We start from the raw sequence: 17,252 nt of genomic DNA on the forward strand, positions 1-17,252 counted from the left end.
GGCGCGAGCGGCACGCTGAGCGCCTCGATTGGTCGGTGCCCGAGTCGAGGTTCATCTCCTGCTGGCGTACAACGTCTTCGTTGAGACAAGACCATGAAAAACAACCACCAGTGGAACCTCTCGTACTTCCTGATCGCCTTCGTTGTTCTGGCACTTGTGCAGTTTTTGTTTGCCGAACGTCATGCCGTGCAGAACATTCCGTACAGCCAGTTCCTGCAACTGGTGAACGACCAGAAGGTCAGCGATCTGCGGGTCGAGAAAGACCAGATCAGCGGCAAGTTACTGGACCCCATCGACGGCCGTGAACTATTCACCACTGTCCGGGTGGATTCGACGCTGGCGGCAGACCTGGCGCATTCGGGGGTCAGATTCAGCGGCGTCAATGAAGACACCCTGCTCAGCGGGCTGTTGGGCTGGTTACTACCGTTGATCCTGATCACGGTGGTCTGGCACTTTGCATTCCGCGGTTTTGCCGAAAAGCAGGGCTTGGGAGGGTTGATGAGTATCGGCAAGTCACGGGCCAAAGTGTTTGTCGAACGGGATACAGGCGTCACCTTTGACAACGTTGCCGGGATCGATGAAGCCAAGCTCGAACTGATGGAAATTGTGTCGTTCTTGAAGGACAAGGCCCGCTATGCTCGCCTGGGCGCACACATACCCAAAGGGACGCTGCTGGTCGGCCCGCCCGGCACCGGAAAGACACTTGTGGCCAAGGCCATCGCGGGTGAAGCTGGTGTGCCGTTTTTCTCGATCTCTGGTTCTGAGTTCGTCGAAATGTTCGTCGGAGTCGGTGCCGCCCGGGTCCACGATCTGTTCGAGCAGGCGCGCCAGGCCGCGCCCTGCATTATCTTCATCGATGAGCTGGATGCACTGGGCAAAATGCGCGGTGTCGGCGCGTTCGGTGGCAATGACGAGAAGGAGCAGACCCTCAATCAACTGCTCTCGGAACTGGACGGCTTCGACCCTCGCGAAGGCGTGGTATTACTGGCCGCGACCAACCGGCCTGAGATTCTCGATCCGGCGCTGTTGCGCGCTGGAAGGATTGATCGCCAAGTGCTGATCGACCGACCAGACCGCAAAGGCCGACAAGCGATCCTCAAGGTACACCTGCAGAAAATCACCGTGTCACCGACTATCGATAGCGAAAGTATCGCTGACATCACCACCGGATTCACTGGCGCGGATCTGGCGAACCTGGTAAACGAGGCGGCGATTGTTGCGACCCGACGCGGCGCGGACATGGTGGAACTCGTCGACTTCACCGCCGCCGTGGAACGACTGGTTGCCGGGATCGAGCGCAAGAGCAGCATACTGCGCCCCGAGGAACGCCAGATAGTGGCCTATCACGAGATGGGCCACGCGCTCGCCGCGAGTCACTTACCGGCCATGGATCCGGTACACAAAGTCTCGATCGTGCCGCGGGCCATCGGCTCGCTGGGCTACACCTTGCAGCGACCGACCGAAGACCACTTTCTTATCAGTTGCCAGATGCTCAAGGACCGGATGGTCGTGCTGATGGCGGGACGCGCGGCGGAATTCCTCCTGATCGGGGAGATTTCCACCGGCGCTGCCGATGATCTGGCCCACGCCACGGACATCGCCCGTCAAATCGTCACGCGCTTTGGTATGAGTAGCGAACTCGGCCAAGCGGTTCTGGAGCGGCGCAATGCGACCTGGCTTGGCGAGCGAGTGCCCGAATCCGGCGAAAAGGACTATTCGGAGCAGACCGCGCGGGAAATCGACCTCGCTATTCGCGCACTGCTGGACGACGCTTGGCAGCGAGCCAAAGCCCTGCTCGAAAGGTTGCGTCCCGAGCTGGAGGCCGGCGCTCACCTTTTGCTGCAAAAGGAAACCCTGACTCCCGAGGAGTTCGCCGCGCTAAGGCCGCTTCAGCGCGTTGCGCAACCTGCACGGACTGACGCGGCATCGTCCTGACACGGGAGGCTGGCGAATGCCGGCAGTCACGTTGTCTTTGAGGTAAATCTGCCCGACGGCCAGATAATTGGCCGCGCGCCAGTAAGCATGCAGACCTTCCAATTGCTCGGCACTGAGAAAATCGCTCATGAAATTGCCCACCAGACCATTCAACGCCAGTACTTGCGGGATGGCGCGAAATGGACGCATCAAGCTTCTGATACGTCGCACAGCAATACGTAGATCATGCAGCGCCTCATGATCGGTGTGCGCCTCCAGTCGTGCCATGGCCTGATAGAGCCTTACTTGCAAGGTCAGTACCTGCGCGACGATATTGTCTACGGCTGACTTAAGCTTTGATCCCTTTCTGTTTGCCAGCCCCCGCCCCCGCTCAAAAACGACTTGAGCGCTGGTAGTGACATTGTGTTTAAAACGTTATGGGATTCCAGCCAGGCTCGACGTGCCTGTGCGACCCCAAAACGCAAATGGGAGAAATCAGCTACTTGATGCGCATCCGAATTGATGCTGACCATCCCCCCCTGATCCTTGACGTATTGGCATTGCAGATCGGACAGGTCCATGCGTTGCGGTTGCGAATTGAGTTCCAGACAGCAACCTCGTTCAGCGGCGGCCTTGATGATGGCTGAGAGATCCAGGTTTATGGGGTCGCGCTCATTGATCAACCGACACAGCGGGTGCGCCAGAATCGTGAAATGACGATGGTTTATCGCCCTGAGCAAGCGGCGGGTCTGCTGGCGCCGAGTCAGATTGAAATGGCTGTGGACAGCACCCACCACCAGATCAAGGCGCCCCAGAATATCGTCCGACAAATCCAGGCTACCGTCTTCGAGGATGTCGACCTCGACGCCCTTGAGCAAGGTTATGCCCTGCAATCGATCATTGAGCGCATCGATCTGGTCCATCTGCTGCAGTAACCGGTCCCCGTCCAGACCATGGGCTACCCTGAGGGACTGGGAATGATCGGTGATTGCCAAATATTGCAACCCCGCTGCCTGCGCGGCGAGCGCCATATCTTCCAGGCTGTTGACGCCATCGGATTCACAGGTATGGGCATGCAAGTCACCTTTGAGATCGCATGACTCGATCAGTCTGGGCAAGCGATTGGCAAGCGCCGCTTCGACTTCACCGCGATTTTCGCGAAGCTCAGGCACTATCCAGGGCAGATCCAGCGCCCGATAAACATCGGTTTCAGTGCTACTGGCTAACCGTTCACCACCTTTGAATACTCCATACTCACTGAGTTTGAGCCCCTTGTTCTGTGCTCTTTGGCGAATAGCGATGTTATGCGCCTTGCTGCCAGTGAAGTACACCAGGGCCGCCCCATACACAGCCGGGTCAACGACCCGTAAATCGACTTGCATGCCTGAACTCAGAAGAACGCTGGTACGTGTCTGTCCTTGAACCAGCACAGTGGCAACATCCGGGTGTTTGATGAATTGCTGGCAGACATCAACGCGAGCAGCAACAAGAATATCTATATCGCCGACGGTGTCCCTCATGCGTCGCAGGCTTCCGGCCACGGTCGCTTGTTCGACACCCGAGATCTGCTTCAAATAGCGCGCCAACCGTTCTGCCAATGGCTCGACATGTGCGAGCGGAACACGGCGATCTTTGCCGATTCCTTTCTGCGCTGCACTCAATAACCGGGCCTCCAACTTTTCACCGAAGCCTGGAAGATGGCGAATGCGCCCACTTTCAGCGGCCAGGCATAACTGTTGTACGGTTTCGATGCCAAGATCGTGATAGAGGTGCCTGACCCGCTTTGGTCCCAAGCCGGCAATAGATAGCAACTGGGCCAGTCCTTTTGGCGACGTGCTCCGCAACCGTGAAAGTAACGCACAATCGCCGGTGGTAACGATTTCGTTGATCTTGCCCGCCAGGTCGACACCGATCCCAGCCAGTTTTGGCAACGGCTCACCACGCGCGATGATCTTCGCCAGATCGATTGTCAACGCCCTCAGCGTTCGCGAAGCATTACGATAGGCCCTGATCCGGAAAGGGTTGGCATCGTCCAACTCCAGCAAATCGGCAATATCGTCGAAAACCCTGGCAATCTGTTCATTCACTGAGCCCTGGCCGAGCGATGAAGACGGCAGGGTTGCCAATGGTTCGCATGAGGTTCTGTCCGGCCGAGGCATGGAAAATCCCGCTGCTGTGGCTATCGATGTCGACAGCTTTGCTGATCCCGATGTCCGTTCCTTGATGTAGATCAGATACGCCCAATGAACGGTCGGACGGCCGGATAACCGGTTGAGGCCAGGCGGTTTTCATGGTGCAAGCGCTTGTAAATTGACGTTGGGGGATCTGCCTACCTGTCAATGATCAAAGAACTGCAGCCTTTCACTCAAGGGACAAGCGCCTGGCCCCTTCAGCATCATGTTTCCACAGTTCATTGATGCAGACTTCTGCATCTTGCTCTGTTACTGGCTCAAGTGACTGCGGTGCCAGTAAGTGGCTGTCGACCAAGGCAAGTCGCACAACTCCGTTTTTTTTGAGCAGCGCTTTTGCCTGACATTCGCACAAGGATCGCGACAGAACTTCGAGCGGAGGCTCTACTTCGGCTTGTTCGAATTCCACTTCAAAACGCGCGGTACAAAAGTTCACCAACTCCCTCAACGTATGGGCAGCAAAGTGATACGCCGTGAAATATCCAACCGGCAACAGCAGCAAGATTATCAACAGGTGGGTTGCGTCACGTTTCCAATGCCTTTTGCCCGATCGGCGCAGATTTCCTGCTGTGGCTCCCCTGCTCCGCTGCCAGCCTTGCACCGCGTGAATCCCTATTGGTTTGTTGGTGTTCATGACCCGGCGCCAATCTCCGCATGTGACAAGAGCATGGAACCGGTAACAGGCTGCCCATTGATTTAGATCAACCTGACTGCATCCAGCTTACTCTTGTTCCGTAATCCGTAGGCTTAAGCACTTCGGATTATTAATGGCAAAAGAAACCCGTGCAGTTTGATCAATCAAAGCAACGCTGTTGAACAACTGTGTTTACACGCGTATGCGGCGCCGACGTCAATCAGCATGCAGGTTTTCACCAGTGGGTTTGGCCCCTGGTTCAAAGGGGCAAGGGGCAAATGGATTGAGTTTGTCGCTCTCAAGCCCCCCTTGCTCCTCGAAAGACCGGCTGTCAACGCTCGACTTACAATTGATAAAAATCAATGTGGGCGCCAATAAGTTGCATCTCAATACAGTCGTGGAGTCGGTCGACAGTCCGTTCTAGTTGTCCTCCTCTGCACTCAATTGAGTCTGATAGGGATCGAGCATGCACTTCCTTGCCCTGGCAGTAGACTACGATGGGACCATTGCCGAAAACGGTAGCGTTTCTCCCCAGGTCTGCGCATCGCTCAGCCAGGTAAAAAAAAGCGGTCGCAAGTTATTGCTGATTTCAGGCCGGGAATTGCAAGCGCTCAAGCATCATTTTCCGCATCTGGATCTTTTTGACAGGGTGGTTGCGGAAAATGGCGCGCTCTTGTACGACCCGAGCACTGATACCGAGGAGCTTATTGCAGATCCCGCCTCAACCGAGCTGGTTGGTCACCTGCGCGCCAAAGGGGTTTCACCGTTGTCGATCGGACAGTCGGTCATCGCTACTTGGCAGCCATTCGAAAATGAAGTGATCAGTAGCATTCACGAGTTGGGTCTTGAACTGCAGATAACCTTCAACAAGGACGCCATCATGATCCTGCCGCCTGGCGTGAACAAAGCGTCCGGCCTTGTTGCAGCGTTACGAGATTTAGGCATATGCGAATTGAACGTGGTCGGAGTGGGCGATGCGGAAAACGACCACTCCTTTCTGTCGATCTGCGGCTGTGCCGCAGCGGTCAGCAATGCCATAGCCTCCATAAAATCCAGCGCTGACCTATGCCTGACCCGTGACCATGGTCAAGGGGTGTGCGAGCTGGTCGAGATGCTCCTGGAAAAAGATGCCGCACTGGTTGGCGTCGAACGCATCGGGGTTCAGTTGGGGCAGTCCACCGATGGGCACCCGTTATGGCTGCCTCCAGAATCGGTGATGTTGGTAATTGGCAATTCCGGGGCCGGAAAATCCAGTTACATCACCTGGCTGACAGAAAGAATGGTCCAGGTTCATCAGGGATTCTGCATCATCGATCCAGAGGGCGACTACCTCACACTGGAAGACGCGGTGACCATCGGCGGCCTCACCGCGCCCCCGACGACAGAAGATGCTGTGCACTATCTTTTGCAGGCGCAGCTCAATGTGGTGGTCAATGCCCTTGCCCTGGATCTCTCGGCGCGCGTGCAGTTGTTTGGCGACCTGCTGCCTTTCCTCCAGCATTTGCGCAGCACTTCAGGTCGCCCCTACTGGTTGATCGTCGACGAAGCTCATTACATGCTTCCCCACTGTTCAAGTTGGCCGCCCGGCTTTCTCAGAGACATCGGTGCAATCATCGTAGCCCTCGACTTCGACCAGGTCTGCCCGGCGCTACTTGAGGGGGTCGACGTGCTGGTGACGCTTGGCAGCACTGCTCGGGAACTGGTCGAGCAATTCGCCAAGCGCATGCAGCGACCTTCCCCTCGGTTTCCAGAGCGAACGCCAGGCCTCGAGCATGCCTGTCTCTGGAGCTTGCACGAAGACGACGAGGTATACCTGATCGACCAGATGCAGCCGCATCAAAAGCACCATCGCCACAGTGGCAAGTATGTCGCGGGAGATGTCGGTCCATGGCGATCATTCCACTTTCCTGCTCTTGGCCGGAGTGCCGCCAACCTGACTGAGTTTTTATCCTGTTTAACGCAAATTGAAGAGCCCGCCCTTCGCGAGCATCTCGATGCCGGGGATTTCTCCAATTGGTTTCGCAAAGTGATCCGGGACGATGTACTTGCCAATAAGACACGCCTTATCGAAATGGACAAAAGCATGGTCCTCAAAAAGGCAATGGAACAGATCCGGGGCATCATCCAGTCACGCTATCACCTCTGAATCATCAGGCCGGAGTCAGACGCTCAGCCGGTATGCACAACGTTCGCTCAGCGTGCGTCAAGGAAACGGAACAGCTCTTCCTCTTGGTCAAAGTGCAGTCGCACCAGGGTATCGAGCCTGATCAATTGATGCTGAATTTCGTCGGCATCGGCCCTGGCCGGCTCGGCATTGAAATCACGACTCATGCGCTCCAGCAAATGGATCAGGCGGAAGATCTCTCGGTGGGCGTGGCTCATGGCTGACATCGGGTCCTCGCCTGGCAACCGTTGCGTTAAAAGCGGGTAAAGCAGCTGCTCATCATCACGCTCGTGGTGCGCCAATGAGGTTTGCAACTTGTCGACCAGCTCCTGCAGTTCGGTTCGTGCCTGTGCAACCGGGCACCGGGCGAAGTCAGCGGACAGTTGGTGCAGGTCACTCAACACGCTGGACAGTTGCCGGTGTTCATCCTGCAGCCGATCAATATGTTCTGCAGTCAGCATGCCCTTTCGACGCCCCCACAGTGGCCCCAATGCCCGCAACGCATTGAGGATAATCAGCACATCAATGCCCTCCTGCACCACAGCGCCGATTAGTGGCGCGAGAAAGCCGAGTGCCGCCGCGACCATGGCCAGCAACGATAGGCCCATGCCGACCAGCACACCGATGACAGCAATGTGACGAGTTCGTTGGGCGATGTCCAAGGCCTCGACCAGACGATCCAGGCGATCGACCAGCAGAACGACACCCGCAGCTTGTGCCGAAGCGGTTGCGCCGCAGGCCCCCATTGCCACACCAACGTTAGCCGCCGCCAATGCGGGTGCATCATTGATACCGTCACCGACCATCAGCGTGCGGCTGCGCAAACAGCCCTCCTGCACGGCCCGCACTTTATCCTCGGGTGTCAAACCCGCGCGCAGCTCGTCGATTCCGGCAGACATTGCGATCATCTCGGCTGTTTCCAGTCGATCGCCGGTGAGCATAACGATTCTCTCGATCCCCTTGCAGCGTAACCGGCGCAGCGTTTGTGGAGTTTCGCGCCGAACAGTGTCCGCGAGAACCAACAGCCCCGCCAGTTTCCCATCCACTTCGATAAAGCTTCCGCTACAGGCCAGATAATCCATGTGACGAAGCATGGCGACAGCCCAGGCAGTTTCGCAAGCGTCCTGATGAGCAAAAGACAGTGTGCCCAATCGCACCTGCTTACCGTCGATGAGCCCGCAAAGCCCCTCGCCCGGACTCTCCTGTACCTCAGTTGGCACGCTGAGGGACACCCTGCGCTGTTGCGCTGCCTCGACAATGGCCTGAGAGATGGGATGCGTCGAAGCTTGTGCTAGCGAGGCCGCCAGGCCAAGCAATTGCTGCGGATCGGCCAGTCCATTGACTTCGATCGACTGCAGGCGCGCGTGTCCACTGGTCAGCGTTCCGGTTTTGTCGAAAAACACTTGTTTGATCCCGGCCAGCGCTTCCAGGGTGGCTCCATCCTTGATCAATATTCCGCGCCGCGCGGCTCGGGATATACCCGACATGATCGAAATGGGCACTGCCAGAATCAGAGGACAAGGCGTGGCCACCACCAGCACCGCCAACGCTCGCAAGGGGTCACCGCTCAGATGCCAGGCCAGTGCCGCCATCAACAAGGTCAACGGGATAAAAAACAGTGCATAGCGGTCAGCCAAGCGCACAAAAGGCGCCCGTGAACTGCGCGCCGCTTCGGCCAGCCGCACGATGGCAGCGTAGGTGCTTTGCGCAACCGTTCGCGTAGCAACCAACAGAATGGGGGCGCCGACGTTTGAGACTCCGCTGGGCAATTGCTCGCCTTGTCGTCGGGTCACGGGCAAGGATTCACCGCTGAGTGCCGACTCGTCCAGAATCGCTGCCGGGCTGAGCAAGCGGCCATCGACCGGTACAACCTCTCCCAGGCGTACCAGCAATGTCTGATCTGGATGAATCTGTTCAACGGGAATCTGGCGTAAGCCCCCCTTCTCCTGCAACCAGGCAAAACGTGGTGCCCGATCGATAAGCGCACGTAGTTCACGCTCGGCTCGTTGACGGGTAAAGAATTCCAGGGTGCGACCGGTGGCCAGCATCAGGGCAATCACTGCTGCGACTAAAGCCTGCTCGAAAAACAGGGCGGCACTGATCGACAACAGTGCGATCAAATCCACTCCTGCCTCACCTCGAGCCAATCGCCCGGCAATCTCGACGAGCAGAACCAATGCCATTGTCAAGCTGCCTGCGGCCCAACAAAACGATGCCCAATCATTCTCTTGCGCACTATGTGCAACGACACCAGCCAGCAATGCCAGCGTTGTAAGCAGCAAAAGCATGGGGTCCAGCCATTTACTGAACATTGCTCTTCACGCCTCTAAACCGAATGTTCAATCAATCATCTTGCGCCCATCGAGGTAAAGCTTAAGTCTTTTGCCTTGGCCTGAGTGATGCGGCAATGGATACGCCGCAGCGCATGGTTTTTCCCTGACAAACCAAGGCGAGTACATCCGTACAAGCCCCGCCTCTTGCCGGAGCTCCGCACCTGGGAGTTGTGGTCTTTTTGATTTAGCTCAATGTCTTTCTAACGCTGCAGCGTAAAAAAAGACATGGGCTTTGTCGGCCCATGCATTTCAGTCATCTGGAAGAGGACAAGATCATGAGCGACATCACCTTGCGCAATACCATTTTGGATGAGCTTGACTTTCAGCCCAACATCGACGCCGCCCACATTGGCGTCAGCGTGGAAAATGGCATCGTCACACTGTCCGGCCACGTGAAAAGCTACGCTCAAAAAATCAGCGCCGAGCGCGCGGTCAAGGCGATCAAAGGAGTACGTGCCGTGGCTGAAGAAATACAGGTTCGGCTGGATAAGGGCGCAGGTACAGACGATGACACCATCGCAAACCGTGCCGTCAATATCATCTCGTGGCGCTCCGACACACCCGCCGGCGACATCAAGGTCGTCGTGCAAAAAGGCTGGGTAACCCTGGAAGGCCAGGTGGACTGGCAGTATCAGAAAGAAGTCGCTGAAAGTGCGGTGCGCAAATTGTCAGGCGTTGTGGGCGTGGATAACCGGATCACCCTGCGCCCGAGAGTGGAGGCCGTCGATATCCAACGAAGTATCGAAGAAGCCCTTAAACGCAATGCCGAAGTTGATGCCAAGGCCATACGGATCAAGGTCGATGGCAGTGTTGTAAAACTCGAAGGCAGGGTGCACTTCTGGCGTGAGCGTGAAATCGCCGAACGAGCAGCATGGTCGGTGCCGGGCGTCAGCAAAGTGGAAGACCAACTACTGATCGCCTGAAGCATAGCCCCGGAAATTCCCTGAATATCGGGGGCTATCCCATGCGACACCGCCTCAGTCGGGGAATCGTGTGTGATCACGACATGCATTGGCACCTACGTGGGCCTGCGTCTTGAATCCATATGCAGATCAAGTCCGGTGACGGCGAACAGCGTAGAAAGACCTTGAGCGCTTGGGATATCTTCGCGTCAAGTGACCGCCGGATGGAGGGCTGAAAGGTGATCGCCCCTGAAAAATCCTGGATTGATGTTCTCAGCAACGGTCGCCCGGTGTTGATCAGGTATGTCACGCAAGCAGATCAAGTTCGTGAATACGCCCTGGTGCGGCATTCGGCGCCTGAGTCCCGGCATGCGCTTTTACTCAGACAGCAGCACGAACCCCGCCAGACCCAAGCCTGCATCGCTCTGGCCCACGAGAATGGCCGCTTGACCGAAATCGGCGCCAGTCGTTATGCCGCGATGGGGAAATACCAGTGCGAATGCGCCGTGACCATCTCCTCTGCCTGGAAACGCCTCGGTCTGGGAACGTTATTGCTGGAGCACTTGATCGACGCTGCCCGCAGCAATGGCGTCCACCAATTGTACTCGGTCAGCACCTCCAGCAATGCGCCCTTGCGTGAGCTGGCCAGATTTCTGGGTTTTGAAGCCCACGACGATCCTTTCGATCCCCATAAGGTCATTCATCGCCTGTACCTGTAAAGCCTGTGCAAGGTTTCAGGGTGCGCATCAACTTCTGGTATGACCCGAGCGCCTTGCCGCCACCAGTTGCCAGCCATTCGGAGGACGACATTCATGAACTCTCATACGCACACATTGCTGTCGTCCGCAGGTACTGTTCAAACCAGTCGCCGGCGAGCCTGGCGACTTCCTCCAGCGTGCCAGGCTCTTCAAAAAGATGCGTGGCACGTTCCACGACTTCCAGCCGTTGCTCACACCCCAGGATTTGTTTGCTCCGGCGATTCAAGCCCAGTATCAAAGGATCTTGTGCACCAACAATCTGCAACGTTGGCGCCTTCACTCGGGTCAGGGCCGGCCCGACCAGATCGGTTCGTCCACCCCGGCTGACCACTGCCCTTATCACCGACGCTCGCTCGGCGGCAGCCACCATTGCTGTCGCCGCACCGGTACTGGCGCCGAACAGACCAATGGGCAAAGAACACAACTCACGATCCCGGCCGACCCAGTCGATCACGTCGATCAACCGTCTAGCCAGCAGGGAAATATCGAAGCGCAAGACCCCGCTAAGATTATCCAGGCGCTGCTCCGGTTCCGTCAGCAAGTCGAACAGCAGCGAGGCCAAACCCTGAAGGGCTAATACATCGGCCACATATTGATTGCGCGGGCTCAATCGAGCACTCCCACTGCCGTGTACGAAGATGACCAGGGCGCGCGCGTTTGCCGGCAAACGCAAATCTGCGGACAGTTCAACGCCAGGCAGCTCCAGGCATCTAAATTCAGCTTCAGGCATCGCGATGTTCCGTGCAGCAGACGCTCGACAGTTTTCGCCCCCAAGCTCGTTGCATGAGATCGATGACTTCTTCGTCCGAGGTCTGGGGAAAATCCAGATACCAGTAGCCGATCGACATCATCCAGTCAGGAATGAGCGGACAGATCACTTCGTCCACTTGCATCGATAAATCCTCGACTGTTTCCCGAGGAGCAACCGGTACCGCGACGATGATGCGCTCCGGCGCCTGCATCCTCACCGCCTGGATCGCAGCCATCATCGAAGAACCTGTGGCCAGGCCGTCGTCGATCAGGATTACCACCTGGCCCTTTACTTTCGGTGGCGGGCGGGTTCCCCGATACGCTTTTTCACGTCGCGACAGCTCCTGCGCCTCCCGGGCGACAACGGCCTCGAAACTGGCTCGACCGATCCGGTGCGCCCGCAGCGCGTCATCATTGAGGATTTGTACACCGCCACTGGCTATGGCGCCCATGGCGTATTCCGGGTGCGAAGGGACGCCGAGCTTGCGTACCAGCATCAGGTCCAGCCGCACACGCAGGGCGGTGGCGACTTCATAAGCCACCGGAACACCGCCACGGGGCAAGGCCAAGATGATCACCTCAGGCCTGTTGGCGTATTTGAGCAGAGGTTCGACCAAGCGCCGACCGGCTTCGGCGCGGTTAGGCAAGGTAATTTGTGATGAGGGACTGTGGATCAAGTTAACCTCCCGGGGAGAAGTATCGCAGGCATACACCAGATGCAACTCGGCCTGACACTGGATAGCCAGGCTGGACGCCTGCTGAATGATCCGCACATTGCGCTCGTCGTCCTGTGCAGGGAACTGGAAACATCAACTGCTGCCACAATCTTGCGCGGTAAAGGATGATCACCTTCGCCAGACAGGTACGTTTTCCATGTACCCAGAATCCCTCCTGGTGGCGGCCTTGGCGTTGATTTTTATCAAGTGCCTGTGCGAATCGCAGGCGACCCACTCGAAGCCGCTGCGTCCCGCGCGCGTGACCAGACAAGTAGCCGAGGGCTGAATAGACCGACGTTTATTTAATCGCGATTGATCAATGTCAATTGCGCCAAGGCAGACCGGGCTACCTTGAGCGAAACGTACGTGCCCATCGTTCGCAGACGGGAGATGGCAATGACGATCCTATTGGCAAGTCAGCGGTTGCGCCTGTATGAACGCAATGAACTCGATGACGTGCTGCAGACGATGGCACGCCAGGCTGCCAGCCTGCTGCCACCGGCGCCCGCCGCCCTGATTGGTATCAAGCGCCGGGGTGAGCCACTGGCCCAACGATTGCGCGAGCACATTGCACGCCAGACCGGCCAACCGGAACTTCCTCTTTATCCACTTGAGGTCAAGCGTTATGCCGACGACCTGCAAGTGCTGCATGCCCTCACACAACTGACCGAAAACCCTCTGCTGGCCAAACTCGATCTCGCCAATACCACCTTACTGGTCGTTGATGATGTTTTGTTCGAAGGCCATTCGCTGCTGCGTACCTGCGCTTATCTGGCACAACTGGGAGCTCGTCGGGTCTACACCGCCGTATTGGTCGACCGACACATCTGCCAGCAGCCGATCCGGGCCGACATTGTTGGCGTGCACCTGCAAGTTGCCGCTTCGGACATTGTCGAATGCAATGTGCCGCCCTTCGAGCCAGACTTTTGCATAGAGGTCGTGCGCCACGGTGCCGCTCGCTGACGCCGATGACGTCAAGCGCTGGCGGGTAGAGGCGCACACCCAAGGCCATAGCCACCTCATACGCAAGCGGAACTCCGCCACAATGTCCAACGACTTCATGAGGACGACGATGTGCAATGCCGCCCCACTGACCCTGGCCAGCGCTCCGGCATGGGTAATCGCCGGGGAATTGCGCAGCACCGGATTGATGACCAACAACAGGAGGTTCGAACGAAGAGGCCTTTACGAGGCTGGTTCCCCGTCACGCCAGCGTGCGCCGCACGCAGGTCCGGCGCTTGATAAATATCAAACGCGGCGGTGCTCACGAGCTTCAATCTGCAGAGGTCAGCCGATGACCGCGCCGCCTACCGTGCAGCGTTGTGCTGATCGTTGGCGGTGATAAAACACACGCTTCGCGCCTTCGGCACACACCGTGTACCGCAGACTGATCGCCAGCACCGATGCCAGGATCGGCAACGGCAAAGGCGCCAACCCCAGCGAAGCGGCAATCGGGCTGTACGGCAGCCCGATCGCCAGCAGCCCCACCGCAAGGGCACTGACCATCAGTAGTGTCGCCGGTCGACTGCGATAGAACGGTTTGTAGGTGCGCACAATGAAAATCGTCAGCAGCTGGGTCAGCAGCGACTCCACGAACCAGCCACTGCGAAAAACCTCGGGCACCATCTGCGACAGCAGGTACAAAGCCACGAACGTCATGATGTCGAACAACGAGCTCACCAGCCCGAAGACCACCATGAAATTGCGGATCTGATTGATGTCCCAACGATGCGGGGTTCTTTGCCATTCCCGGTCAACGTTATCGCTGGCGATGCCCATGGAGGGAATATCCGACAAGAAGTTGTTGAGCAGGATCTGCTTGGCGAGCAACGGCAGAAAGGGCAGCGCCAGCGACGCGAGGGCCATGCTGATCATGTTGCCGAAGTTGGCGCTGGAGACGATGGAAATGTACTTCAAGGTGTTGGCAAACGTGTGCCGCCCCTCTTCGATGCCCTCGCGCAGCACGTCCAGATCGTGCTGCAGCAACACAAAGTCGGCCGCCTGCTTGGCCACGTCGGCAGCGTTGTCCACGGAGATCCCGATGTCCGCCACTTGCAGCGCCGGGGCATCGTTGATTCCGTCGCCCATGTACCCGACCACATGACCGGTCTTCTGCAGGGCACGGATGATGCGCTCCTTCTGATTGGGGTCGACTTCGGCGAACAGGGTCGTGCGCGCTGCCAGGTGCATCAGCGCCTCGTCCTTCATCGTCGCCAGCTCGGCACCGGTAATGATGCGCTCCACAGGCAGGCCGACAGCCCTGCCGACATGCCGCACCACCAGTTGGTTGTCGCCGCTGATGATTTTCACCTGCACGCCGAGCCTGTCGAGGGTGGCGATGGTTTCCGTGACTCCCGGTTCCGGCGGATCAAAGAACAACAGGAAACCGCGAAAGCTCATGTCTTGCTCATCCTCGCGGCCATAGTGCGTCTGTTCCGGCAGCTCGCGCGTGGCCAGTCCCAGGACGCGGAAGCCCTGCTCGCTCCACTCGCCGAAGCGTTGCGCGATCAGTGCCCGTTCAGCGGCGTCCAGTGCCTTGCTCTGGTCTCCACGCCGCACCTGCGTGCAGACTTGCAACACGTTGTCCAGCGCCCCTTTGGTGATCATCAATCGGGGCGCCTGCGTTCTCTGGCTGACCACCACACCCAGACGCTTGCGCACGAAGTCATAAGGGATTTCATCGATTTTCTGCACCCCGTCTTCCGTCGCCAGGTCTTTGCCCGCCAGGGTGATGGCATCGTCCATGGCATTGCGCATGCCGGTCTGCAGGCTCGCGTTGAGCACTGCCAGTTGCAGAACGCTCGGTGCCGCGATGCCCTCGACATCCATCGCTGCGTCCAGAACCACAACACCCCGGGTCAGGGTTCCTGTCTTGTCGGTGCACAGAATGTCGATGGTCCCGAGATTTTCGATGGCATTGAGGTGACGCACGATCACTCCCTTGCCGGCCATGCGCTGCGCACCTTTGGCCAGGGTGATACTGAGGATCGCCGGCAACAGTTCCGGCGACAGTCCGATGGACAGGGCAATCGCAAACATCAGCGTGTCGAGGGGTGGACGATGCAGCAGGATGTTGATGCCGAACACAACGATGGTGATCACCAGCATCACGCGCAGCAGCAGACCGCCAAAGTGCCGAAGGCCTCGCTCGAACTCCGTTTCCGGAGGGCGTAACGCCAGGGTTCTGGCGATATGACCGATTTCACTGTCCTGGCCATAGCGGGTCACCAGGACTTCGGCCGAACCGCTGCGCACCGAGGTGCCCATGAACACACAGTTGTGACGCTGCGCGAGGGTGGCGTCCGGGGCGCACTCCCCCGGCGCTTTCTCCACCGGGTAGGTTTCGCCAGTCAGCAGGCTCTCGCCGATGAAACAATCGAGTGCCTGCAGAATACGACCGTCGGCAGCGATCAGGCTGCCGGCGCTGAGCACCAGAATATCCCCGGGCACCACATCGCTGGCGGCGACATCCAGCAAGTGTCCCTCTCGCCGCACGGTCGCGCGCAAGGCAATCTTGCTGCGCAATTGCTCTACCGCATGGCTGGCACGGTTCTCGTACCACGCGCTGAGCACTGCGCTGATCAGCACAATGCACCCGACGATTACCGCATCCAGCCAGTCCCCCACCCACACGGCAATACCGGCGCCGGCGATCAGAATCAATACCAGCGGTGTGCGCATCTGCTCCAGTACCAGCCTGCCCAGTCCTTTGGGTCGATCCTTGATTTGGGTGGGTGCTCGACGCCGTCGTGCCCTGGCCTGAGCGTGACTCAACCCTGCAGGCCCACTGTGCAAGGTATTGAACAATTGACTGATGGCCGGGCTCCAGTAATCCGCGGTTGCCGCAGGGTCGCGCCCGTGCGCGGTGGAGTGCCATTCCCGATGGGCCAACCAAAGGCCGGGAAGCATCGGCAACCAGAACGTCAGGCCACGAAACAGCAAAGTCGCGGAGAGCGCCACTGCCAAGTCGATGCCGACCCAGTGCATCGTGACGACGGCAGCCGCCTCGAACGCGCCGAGGCCACCGGGCACAATGCCGATACTGCGCAAGACGCTTGCGAGCATGAAGCCGGCAAACAGGCCCAGGGGCGGTGCCGAAACACCCAGCGAGCGCACTAGAACCCACAGGGTTGTACTGTCGAGAAGGATGATTGCCAGTTCCAGCAACGTGATGCGCAACAGCAGAAAATGGCTGCGTACCAGGCGCCGGTCAGCGCCTGTCAGCAAGGCGAGGCTTCTGGCAACGATCGCCAACCGTTGGCCCGGCACATGCGTCGCCAGTTGTGCATTACCCGACAGCCCCGGAGTGACAACCGCCAGCAGCAGGCTGAATGCGACGAAGATCACGCAGGTGGTCAGCACGGCCGTCGTGCCATGCCCCTGAAGAATGATCACCGGCAACGCCAGGCCCACTGACAAGGCATAGGCCAGAAAATAGCCCGACAGATCCAGTACCAGACACGCCAGCACCACCGGCCTGACAAAGCCCAGACGAACAAACGAAGCAACGACTGCGAACGCCCCGCTGATCCCGGAGGATGGCAGCGCCTGGTCGACAAACAGCTTCATCACGCTGAGCTTGCCCGCGACCCACAGGGACAGGTCCTGCCCCCCGGCCTTGAGTACTACGCGAAACACCTGGCCTTGGGCAACGTATGTCAGGGCCTGCAGAACGAAGGCCAGGATCAGCCATTGCGGCTGCGCCTGCGTCAGCAAGCGGCTGAAGGATTCGACATCGGTAAAGTGCAGAGCAACACCTACCACCGTCGCAAACATCGCGGCGCCCAGCAGCCAGGTCAGCCACAGAGCTGACCGGCTGTAATGCCGGTCACGTTCCAGTGCAGGCCGCCGGTTGATCTCTGAAACGGGCGGTTTTAAAGGCATGCCGTGAC

General features: G+C 58.3%; 12 protein-coding genes. 5 read left to right on the plus strand and 7 right to left on the minus strand.

Translation table 11 applies throughout. From position 1 onward, the window contains the following. The first annotated feature begins 93 nt into the window (after positions 1-93). Positions 94-1,935: an ATP-dependent zinc metalloprotease FtsH gene (gene ftsH / locus CAF87_RS13080; RefSeq protein WP_085731768.1), complete on the plus strand. Its 1,842-nt coding sequence runs from the start codon at positions 94-96 to the stop codon at positions 1,933-1,935. Here ftsH and CAF87_RS29695 read toward each other — a convergent pair. The 3 genes from CAF87_RS29695 to CAF87_RS13095 form a co-directional block, all read right to left on the minus strand. Continuing rightward, positions 1,879-2,202 carry a CHAD domain-containing protein gene (locus CAF87_RS29695; RefSeq protein ID WP_139831724.1) on the minus strand — a complete coding sequence of 108 codons (324 nt, stop codon included), beginning with the start codon at positions 2,200-2,202 and terminating at the stop codon, positions 1,879-1,881. The genes ftsH and CAF87_RS29695 overlap by 57 nt on opposite strands. 50 nt (positions 2,203-2,252) lie before the next feature. Then, positions 2,253-4,001, minus strand: coding sequence for a DNA polymerase/3'-5' exonuclease PolX (gene polX / locus CAF87_RS13090; RefSeq protein WP_256576011.1), 1,749 nt, complete (start codon positions 3,999-4,001; stop codon positions 2,253-2,255). A gap of 274 nt (positions 4,002-4,275) precedes the next feature. After that, the gene (locus CAF87_RS13095) at positions 4,276-4,737 is read right to left on the minus strand and encodes a hypothetical protein (protein WP_085731770.1); all 462 of its coding nucleotides are present in this window, start codon (positions 4,735-4,737) and stop codon (positions 4,276-4,278) included. Positions 4,738-5,203: 466 nt separating this feature from the next. Here CAF87_RS13095 and CAF87_RS13100 point away from each other — a divergent pair, with 466 nt between their 5' ends. Continuing rightward, on the plus strand, positions 5,204-6,883 hold the full coding sequence (locus CAF87_RS13100; RefSeq protein WP_085731771.1) for an HAD-IIB family hydrolase: 1,680 nt from the start codon (positions 5,204-5,206) through the stop codon (positions 6,881-6,883). Positions 6,884-6,930: 47 nt separating this feature from the next. On the opposite strand, the gene CAF87_RS13105 is transcribed toward CAF87_RS13100, so the two are convergent. Continuing rightward, a complete protein-coding gene (locus tag CAF87_RS13105) occupies positions 6,931-9,213 on the minus strand; it encodes a heavy metal translocating P-type ATPase (RefSeq protein WP_085731772.1) in 2,283 nt (760 codons plus the stop codon). A 296-nt stretch (positions 9,214-9,509) separates the two neighbouring features. On the opposite strand from CAF87_RS13105, the gene CAF87_RS13110 reads away from it, so the two are divergent. Together CAF87_RS13110 and CAF87_RS13115 are read left to right on the plus strand one after the other, a co-directional pair. Then, positions 9,510-10,157: a BON domain-containing protein gene (locus CAF87_RS13110; RefSeq protein ID WP_085732246.1), complete on the plus strand. Its 648-nt coding sequence runs from the start codon at positions 9,510-9,512 to the stop codon at positions 10,155-10,157. 218 nt (positions 10,158-10,375) lie between these two features. Further along, positions 10,376-10,855, plus strand: coding sequence for a GNAT family N-acetyltransferase (locus CAF87_RS13115; RefSeq protein WP_085731773.1), 480 nt, complete (start codon positions 10,376-10,378; stop codon positions 10,853-10,855). A gap of 91 nt (positions 10,856-10,946) precedes the next feature. On the opposite strand, the gene CAF87_RS13120 is transcribed toward CAF87_RS13115, so the two are convergent. Together CAF87_RS13120 and CAF87_RS13125 are read right to left on the minus strand one after the other, a co-directional pair. Then, entirely contained in the window at positions 10,947-11,624 is a 678-nt protein-coding gene (locus tag CAF87_RS13120; protein ID WP_085731774.1) for a dienelactone hydrolase family protein, read from the minus strand. Then, positions 11,617-12,321: a phosphoribosyltransferase gene (locus tag CAF87_RS13125; protein WP_085732247.1), complete on the minus strand. Its 705-nt coding sequence runs from the start codon at positions 12,319-12,321 to the stop codon at positions 11,617-11,619. The genes CAF87_RS13120 and CAF87_RS13125 overlap by 8 nt, the downstream gene beginning before the upstream one ends. Before the next feature lie 435 nt (positions 12,322-12,756). Here CAF87_RS13125 and CAF87_RS13130 point away from each other — a divergent pair, with 435 nt between their 5' ends. Beyond that, positions 12,757-13,323 carry a phosphoribosyltransferase family protein gene (locus tag CAF87_RS13130; protein ID WP_085731775.1) on the plus strand — a complete coding sequence of 189 codons (567 nt, stop codon included), beginning with the start codon at positions 12,757-12,759 and terminating at the stop codon, positions 13,321-13,323. Positions 13,324-13,647: 324 nt separating this feature from the next. Here the strand turns inward: CAF87_RS13130 and mgtA are convergent, their stop codons facing one another. After that, positions 13,648-17,244, minus strand: coding sequence for a magnesium-translocating P-type ATPase (gene mgtA / locus CAF87_RS13135; protein WP_085732248.1), 3,597 nt, complete (start codon positions 17,242-17,244; stop codon positions 13,648-13,650). Positions 17,245-17,252: the final 8 nt, after the last annotated feature.

Source organism: Pseudomonas sp. R38(2017) (genome assembly GCF_002112395.1).
GTDB lineage: Bacteria > Pseudomonadota > Gammaproteobacteria > Pseudomonadales > Pseudomonadaceae > Aquipseudomonas.